Below are 7620 nucleotides of genomic sequence, written 5' to 3' on the forward strand. Positions count from 1 at the left end.
TTCAGACTTCGGCGCCGCCGTAATCGCCGCCACCGCCGTACTCACCACCGCCGCCACCGGAGCGGCGCCGGCGGGAGCGACCCGCTTCGAAGGCATCCGGGGCGTCACCGCCACCGCCCGCAGCGCCACCGCCGTAGCTGCGGTCTTCCCATCCCTTGGCACCGGAGCCCCGATCGGCACCGCCGCCATAGCCGCCGCCACCACCGCCATAACCTCCACCGCCGCCATACCCGCCGCCACCGCCACCGCCGTAGCCGCCTCCACCACGGCGCGGGGCGCCACCGCCACCACCGCCGCCACTGCGGGGTTCGGCCTTGTTGATGCGCAGGGGACGGCCCATCAGCTCGGCGCCCTGGAGGGCATCGATCGCCCGGGTCTCAGTGTCGGCGTCGGCCATCTCGACGAAGGCGAAGCCGCGCTTGCGGCCGGTGTCACGCTCCAGGGGCAGGGAGCAGTTGACCACGTCTCCGAAGGGAGCGAACAACTCAGCCACGTCCTCCTGCTCAGCGCGGAAGGGAAGATTGCCGACGAAAATACTCACTGACCGATGAGGGGGAACCGATGGCGCGCGCAGGCGCCTGAGACCCGCCAAGGTTAGACGGAGACGCGCGATTCCAACGCCTGGCCACCCGAGCCAGCGCCGGGGTGCCAGGGGCGGATGGCGACGCGCCTCAGGGGGTCCGGTCGAGGCGCTCACGCGCCAGCCGCAGCTGCTCGGCCACCCGCTCGAAGCCCGTGCCACCTTCGCTGCGCCGGGCCGCTACCACCTGCCGCGGCGCGATCACGGCATGGATGTCCGCCTCGAAGGAGGGATGCAGCTCCTGCCAGCGCTCCAGGGGCAGATCGGCCAGCAGCCGCTGCTCCACCAGGCAGGCCTTCACCAGCCCACCGACGAGCTGGTAGGCCTCCCGAAAGGGCACGCCCCGGGCCACCAGGTAGTCGGCCACATCGGTGGCGTTGGAATAGTCGGCGGCCACGGCAGCCTCCAGCCGGGCGGGGCGGAAGTCGAGCCCCTCCTCGAACAGCACGGCCATCGCTTCGAGACAATCGAGGCAAGTGCGAACCCCGTCGAAGAGAGCTTCCTTGTCCTCCTGGAAGTCCTTGTTGTAGGCGAGGGGCAGACCCTTGATCATCGTGAGAAGCCCCATCAGATGGCCGAAGACCCGGCCGCTCTTGCCGCGCACCAGTTCGGGTACATCGGGATTCTTCTTCTGGGGCATCAGGCTGCTGCCGGTGGCGCAGCGGTCGGTGAGCCCCACAAAGCCGAACTCCTCACTGGCCCAGAGGATCACCTCCTCCGCCAGGCGGCTGAGGTGGGCCATCACCAGGGACAGAGCCGCCATCGTCTCGACGGTGAAATCACGGTCACTCACCGCATCAAGACTGTTGGCGTAGATGGCCTCGAAGCCGAGTTCGGCGGCGGTCTGACGGCGATCGATCGGCACGGGCGTGCCCGCCAGGGCGGCCGCCCCGAGGGGGCAGATGTTGACGCGGCGACGCACGTCGGCCAGGCGCTGGCGGTCGCGTTCGGCCATCTCCACGTAGGCGAGCAGGTGGTGGGCCAGGCAGACCGGCTGGGCCCGCTGCAGATGGGTGTAGCCGGGGATGAGGGTGTCGGGGTGGGCTTCGGCCTGGGCCAGCAGGGCCCGCTCGAAGCGCACCAGGGCGGCATCGATGCGGTCGATCCGACGCCGCAGCCACAGGCGCAGGTCGGTGCCCACCTGGTCGTTGCGGCTGCGGCCGGTGTGCAGCTTCTTGCCGAGGGAGCCGAGGCGTTCGATCAGGCGCCGTTCCACGGCGAAATGCACGTCCTCCGCCTCGAGGCCCGGCGTGAAACTGCCGGCGGCCGCCTCGGCCCGGATGGCCTCGAGCCCCTCGATCAGGCGCCCGGCTTCCTCCGGGGTGATCACACCGCAGCGGCCCAGCATGCGGGCGTGGGCGACGGAGCCATCGAGATCCTCCTGGAGCAGGGCGATGTCGAAACCGATCGAGGCGTTGAACCGCTCGATCGCCGGATGCAGACCCTGCTCGAAGCGATCGCTCCAGGTGTTGGGGGAGGGGTCAGCGGCCATCGCGGGGTTCCGGGCAGCCCTTCAGCTTGCCATTCGCCTCAGGTCGGGGGCAGGGAGGGCAGCACCACCCCGTCGCGCACCTTGAGCACCACCATCGAGGCATCGTCCTCGAGGCGGCGGTCGCTGCCGACGAAACGGTCGAGGCGCTCGAACAGCCGATCCAGGATCGTCTGGGCCTCATGGGCCGCCCGGCAGGCGCCCTGGAAGGCCTTCACCAGCCGCTCCTCATCGAAACGCTCGCCGCTGAAGCCGCTGGCTTCGGTGACGCCATCGGTGTAGTAGAGGATCACATCGCCGGGCTCCAGTTGCAGCTCGCCGCAGCCGTATTCCGCCTCGCTCTGCAGGCCGATCAGCAGGCCGGGGGTGTCGAGCCGCTCCACCCGGCCCGTCTGGCGCCGCCAGACCAGGGGGGGGTTGTGGGCAGCGTTGGCGTAGCGCAGCAGGCGGGTGCGGGGGTCGTAGTCGGAATAGAAGAGGGTGACGAAGCGGTGCGAGTGGGCCAGGTCCTCCTGGGCCAGCTGGTTGAGGTCGTGGAGGATGCGGTCGGGGGGCAGGCCGCTGAGCACCTCGGCCCGCAGCATGCCCCGCAGCAGGGTCATCAGCAGGCCGGCCGGCACCCCCTTGCCCATCACATCGCCCATCACCAGCGCCCAGGGGGCCTGCTCGCGCCGGTGGCCGGTGAGCTGGGGCTGGGTGGGGATGAAGTCGTAGTAGTCGCCGCCCACCTGGAAGGCGGGACGGCAGAGGGCCGCCAGCTCGACGCCATCGATCACCGGGCAGTGATCGGGCAGCAGCTGGGACTGGACCTCGGCGCCGATGCTCAGCTGGCGGTCGAGCCGTTCATGGCGGCGCCGGTCCTGCTGCAGCCCCTCGTTCTCGAGGGCCACGCCGGTGAGGTCGGCCACCAGCTGGAGGTGGCGGCGGCGCACGTCGCTCCAGCTGAAACCGCGCCGGCCACTGAACACGTAGAGCCGGCCCCGCTGACGGCTGCGGGCCACCACGGAGGTGGCGAACACCTGCTGGGCGCCGAGCAGGCGCTGGATCAGGGGGTCGAGCAGCACCGCGACGGCCTCATCGCCCTCCTGGTTCTGGAGCTGGCCATCGGGCAGGGCCGCCAGCTGGCGCAGCACCTCAGCGCTGCGCTCACCGGCGGTGGCCTGGAGCTGCTCGCGCCAGAGCCGGCCATCGGCATGGAACACCACCAGCAGGCTGCCTTCGGCCTCCACCAGCCGTGCAGCCACCAGGGGCACCAGTTCGAGGAAGCGCTTGAGGTTGGTGTAGCTGCGCAGGGCGAACGACAACGACGCCAGCAGCTCCTGGTTGCGGCGCTGCTCCCGGCCGAGGCTGTCGAGCAGCTGGCGCAGCGAAGCCGTGACCGACGTCGACCCCCGATCAGGAGCCGGGGACGGTGCGGAGGTGGAGAGGGGCTGCGGAAGCGGCTGGCTGCTCACCGAGCGGCCGCAAAGGACACGCAAGGTAGCAGCGGGGACTGGCCTCAGGAGGCCAGCAGCGCCTCGACGAACTCAAAGCTGTTGAAGGGCCGCAGGTCACGGATGCCTTCGCCGGCGCCGATGAAGCGGATCGGCAGCCCCGCCTCGGAGGCGACCGCCAGGGCGACGCCGCCGCGGGCGCTGCCATCGAGCTTGGTGAGCACCACCCCGGTGAGGCCGGCGGCACTGGCGAAGGCCATGGCCTGGCGCAGGCCGTTCTGGCCCTGGCTGGCATCGAGCACCAGCAGCGACTCCACCACCGCCTCCGGTGCCAGCTTGGTGATCGTGCGCCGCACCTTGCCCAGCTCCTCCATCAGGTTGTGCTTGGTCTGCAGCCGGCCGGCCGTGTCCACCAGCACCAGCTCGGTGCCCTTGGAGCGGGCGGCGCCGATGGCGTCGTAGACGACGGCCGCCGGATCGGCGTTGGCGCTGGGGTTGGCCACCACCGCCACACCGCTGCGCTCGCCCCAGACGCTCACCTGCTGCACCGCCGCGGCCCGGAAGGTGTCGGCGGCGGCGATCAGGCAGCTGTAGCCGCTGCGCACCGCCAGGTTGGCCAGCTTGCCGAGGGTGGTGGTCTTGCCGACCCCGTTCACCCCGACCAGCAGCCAGACATTGAGCCTGTCGCGCTGGGGGGCCAGCACGGCGGTGTCACCGGCGCGGATGGGGGCGTCCAGCAGGCCGCGCAGCTGCTCCTTGAGGAAGCGCAGGCCTTCGGCGGGATCCACCACCTCCTCGTTGAGGCGGCGGCGCAGGGCTTCGAGCACCTGGTCGGTGGCCTTGACGCCCACATCGGCGCGCAGCAAGGTCGACTCGAGATCGTCCAGCACCGCCGGGGTGAGGGGATCGTCGCCGAGATTCTCCAGCAGCTGGGTGACGAAGCCCTTGCGGGTCTTCTCCAGGCCGCGGCGCAGCCGGCCCAGCCAGTCGATCTCCTCGAGGGACACCTCCTCGGCGCGCCGCCCCTGGGCGGCCAGCACCTCGGCCGACCAGGTGAAGGTGGCATCGAAGGCCCCGAGGCTGGGGTCAGCGGCATCGGCCTCTGGGCCCACGGGGGTCGCTGCGGCGGTCGGCGGCCCGGCCGGGGCGGGCTCGGCGGGGGCGGTGATCTCCTGGAGGCGCTGCTGACGCTGGGCGGCGGCCTGCTCCAACAGGGACAGGCCCGTGGCCACGGGAGGAGCGGCAGGGGATGTGGGCTCGGGCGCCGGGGCGGCGGGTTCAGGGGCGACGGGCGGGCGGGCCTCCTCCTCCTGCTGGGCCTTGAGCCGGGCGTAGGCCTGCCGCGCCCAGGCCAGGGCGTCCTCGTCGACACCGGCGCCGGCCGCAGCGGCTGGGGCCGGCGTGGGAGCCGCCACCGGCTCCGCAGGCTGCACCGACTCGTCTGCCGCAGGCGCCGCTTCGGGCTCCGGCTCGGCCTCGGGAGGGGGCAGCGGTTCGGACTCCGGGGCGGGCTGGGCCACGGCCCGTTTGAACCAATCGAAGACCATCGCGTTCCTGCCTACACGCGGGCGGCGGTGAAGCGCCGCAGCACACCGTTGATCATGCGTCGCCCCTGCTCATCGCTGTAGCGGTTGGCCAGTTCCACCGCCTCGTTGCAGGCCACGGCGGCGGGCGTGGCGAAGTCCTCGAGATCCACCACCGCCAGGCGCAGGATGTCGCGGTCGACCCGGGGCAGGCGGGTGAGCCGCCAGCCTTCCATCACCACATCGATGCGGCGGTCGAGGCCCTCACGGTCGCGCAGCACCGCTTTGCTGCGGGCGATGGCGTCGAGCCGGACGGCGTCCTGATCGGCCAGGAGCAGCAGGCGGGGCAACTCCAGGCTGGCCGAGAGGCGATTGAGGGCCTGCTCAGCGTTGGTGAGACCGTCCTGCAGGTGGCGCCGAACCGTGGGAAGCTGCTTTTCGCCCTGGTCCTGCAACTCGCTGTCCAGCAGCCGTTGCTGGGCCTGCTGCAGATCCTCGGCCGACCGATCAAGGGCCTCGCGCACGTGCTGGCTGAGGGTGGTGACGGCCTGCTGCAGCAGCTGGTCGAAGGAGCCGGTGGGGGCTTCGGCCCCGCTGCCGCGATCACTCACCTGACCCAGCATCAGCAGGGCCAGTTCACGGGCAAGGGTGCGACTCTGCATCAGGAGGTTTGGGGGGCGCGCAGCTGGGCCAGGAGGCTGGCGAAGCTGCGGTTGGAGTTGGGTTCCCGCTCGTCGGGGCTGACGATGCCGGCGGAGATGATCGTGCGGAAGGCATCCTCCACGCTCAGCTCCAGATCCTTCACCAGGCGCTCGGGCACCACCGCGTACCAACCGGTGGTGGGGTTGGGGGCGGTGGGAATGAACACACTGAGCATCTTCTCGCCGAAATCGGACTGGATGGCGGTGCCGATCACACCGGTGACGAAGCCCACGGCGTAGAGCCCTTCGCGGGGATACTCCACCAGCACCACCCGCCGGAAGCGGCTGGAGTTGCCCTGCAGGAAGGTTTCCAGCAGCTGCTTGAGGGTCTTGTAGACGGAGCCCGCCAGGGGGATGCGCAGCAGGGTGCCCTCACCGAACTCCAGCAGCCAGCGGCCGACGATGTTGCGGGCCATCAGGCCGATCAGCAGGATGCCGAGCAGGGGCACCAGCAGCCCCACCCCCAGGTTGATCAGGTCCTGGAGGAGGGGGTTGAGGGTGTTGAACGGGTTGAACTGCTTGGGAATCGAGGTGAGGAACGCCAGCACGAAGCGGCTCACCGTGGTGGCAAGCCAGATCGTGGTGGCCAGCGGAATGACCACCAGCAGGCCGGCGATCAGATCGTTCTTGAGATCCTGCTGCAGCCTGTTGCCCAGGGGCTGGTCGGAACTGGGACTACTGGATGGGACCAATGGAAGAAGGGGTCCGTAGGGGCGAAACCCTAACGGTAACGATCCACGGGGGTCTTACAGGACACTGCCGAGGCAAAGGATGGTGAAGGCAATGATCAGCACCACCGCGCCAAGCGATCCACCGTAGCGACGCTGGCTGAGGGTGACCTTGCCGGTCTGCTCGGTCTGCTTGAACTGGGTTTCGAGCTGGTCGAGCTGGCGATCGATGAAGGCCCGGGCCGACTGGGTCTTCTGGGCGTCGGTGGCGCCGGGGGGCACCTGGCCGGTGGCTTCGGCCTGGCGGATCAGCTGCTGCAGCAGGGCGGGATCCTTGCTCTGCTGGCGGGCCATCTCCAGCTGGCCGCGCTTGGCGGCGATCTGCTGGTCGTTCTGCTGCTGCATCTGCTGGTCACCGCCGAAGGTGATCGGCAGCGAGGCGGTCAGCAGGACGGCCAGCAGACCACTGATGATGCAGACCGTCCAGAGGACGGGCGTGCGCCCCTCCGACTGGTCTTCCAGGCGGGAGGAGAGGTACATGAGCAGCAGACCGATCAGACCCATGGGGGCCTGGCTGATCAGTCGCTCCACCACCAGCTGGCGGAACGCCTCCTCTTCCCAGTCCCACAGACTCAGGACGGCGACCAGTTGCAGAACGAGCAACACCACCAGGGTGAGGCCCATCCAGCGCAACAGCGGGCTGAAACGGGAGGAGGGAACGGCAGCCACTCAGGGAGGGTCGGATTCGTGGGACTCTACCGGCAGCCCTTGAACGGCCCTTCCTCCCCTGGCGCCCTGGCGGCGGCCCTGCGGGCCCGGGCCGAGGCCCTGGGCTTCGCGCCGGTGGGTCTGGCGGCGGTGCCGGGGGGGGCCCGGCTGGCGCTGCGCAGTGCCGCCCTGGAGCGCTGGCTGGCGGCGGGCCACCAGGCGGGGATGGGCTGGATGAACGACCCGCGCCGCCAGCGGATCGAGGCGCTGCTGCCGGGGGTGCGCAGCGTGCTGGCCGTGGGCTGGAACTATCACGTGGCCCAGGAGCAGGCACCGGGCAGCCTGCGGGTGGCCCGCTACGGCTGGGGGCGTGACTACCACCGGGTGATCGATGGGCGCCTGCGGCAGCTGGGGCGCTGGCTGGAGGAGGCCGCACCGGGCTGCCGCTGGCGGGCCTGCGTCGACAGTGCGCCCCTGCTCGACAAGGCCTGGGCGGAGGAGGCGGGCCTGGGCTGGGT

Annotated in this window: 8 protein-coding genes; 1 reads left to right on the forward strand and 7 read right to left on the reverse strand. The window is 70.6% G+C overall.

Features of this window, described 5'->3' with window-relative positions:
- Window position 1: 1 nt before the first annotated feature.
- The 7 genes from KBZ04_RS01215 to KBZ04_RS01245 form a co-directional block, all read right to left on the reverse strand.
- Window positions 2-541, reverse strand: coding sequence for an RNA recognition motif domain-containing protein (locus tag KBZ04_RS01215; RefSeq protein WP_254990089.1), 540 nt, complete (start codon window positions 539-541; stop codon window positions 2-4).
- Between the two features lie 130 nt (window positions 542-671).
- Window positions 672-2072: an argininosuccinate lyase gene (argH, locus tag KBZ04_RS01220; protein ID WP_254990090.1), complete on the reverse strand. Its 1401-nt coding sequence runs from the start codon at window positions 2070-2072 to the stop codon at window positions 672-674.
- Window positions 2073-2110: 38 nt separating this feature from the next.
- On the reverse strand, window positions 2111-3523 hold the full coding sequence (locus KBZ04_RS01225; protein ID WP_409995916.1) for a PP2C family protein-serine/threonine phosphatase: 1413 nt from the start codon (window positions 3521-3523) through the stop codon (window positions 2111-2113).
- A 44-nt stretch (window positions 3524-3567) separates the two neighbouring features.
- Complete coding sequence (ftsY, locus tag KBZ04_RS01230) at window positions 3568-5049, reverse strand: signal recognition particle-docking protein FtsY (protein WP_254990091.1); 1482 nt, start codon at window positions 5047-5049, stop codon at window positions 3568-3570.
- An 11-nt stretch (window positions 5050-5060) separates the two neighbouring features.
- Window positions 5061-5687, reverse strand: a complete 627-nt coding sequence (gene nusB, locus KBZ04_RS01235) for a transcription antitermination factor NusB (RefSeq protein ID WP_254990092.1) — start codon at window positions 5685-5687, stop codon at window positions 5061-5063.
- Window positions 5687-6418, reverse strand: a complete 732-nt coding sequence (locus tag KBZ04_RS01240) for a DUF502 domain-containing protein (protein WP_216907060.1) — start codon at window positions 6416-6418, stop codon at window positions 5687-5689. The genes nusB and KBZ04_RS01240 overlap by 1 nt, the downstream gene beginning before the upstream one ends.
- A 54-nt stretch (window positions 6419-6472) precedes the next feature.
- Entirely contained in the window at window positions 6473-7123 is a 651-nt protein-coding gene (locus tag KBZ04_RS01245) for an HpsJ family protein (RefSeq protein WP_254990093.1), read from the reverse strand.
- 39 nt (window positions 7124-7162) lie between these two features.
- Between KBZ04_RS01245 and KBZ04_RS01250 the strand changes: the two genes are divergently transcribed.
- Window positions 7163-7620: epoxyqueuosine reductase (locus KBZ04_RS01250; RefSeq protein WP_254990094.1), on the forward strand; the 458-nt coding region annotated here is incomplete at its 3' end.

This window comes from Cyanobium sp. N5-Cardenillas (assembly GCF_024345515.1).
GTDB lineage: Bacteria > Cyanobacteriota > Cyanobacteriia > PCC-6307 > Cyanobiaceae > Cyanobium.